1 protein-coding gene is annotated in these 231 nt (G+C 41.1%); it reads right to left on the reverse strand.

What is annotated here, in order from left to right:
* The coding region (locus tag AAEY72_RS16545; RefSeq protein ID WP_352311797.1) for an ABC transporter permease at positions 1 to 231 on the reverse strand (231 nt) is incomplete at both ends.

A 231-nucleotide genomic window follows, 5' to 3' on the forward strand; every position in this document is an offset into this window, starting at 1 on the left:
GCTAATGCCTTCTGGATTGGGTTCGACTTCATAACCTCGGTACAAGGCTATCCATGTGACCACCACACCAAAAATAACACTTTTTATCAAGCAATTAACAATATCTTGTCGCCACTCAACCGATGCTTGAAGAATAGACCAAAACGCACCACTATCAATACCTTTCCATTCAACACCGACTAAATGTCCACCAAAAATACCCACCAAACTAAACATTAGTGCGAGTAATGG

It is taken from the genome of Psychrobacter sp. W2-37-MNA-CIBAN-0211, from assembly GCF_040309405.1.
Lineage (GTDB): Bacteria > Pseudomonadota > Gammaproteobacteria > Pseudomonadales > Moraxellaceae > Psychrobacter > Psychrobacter glaciei.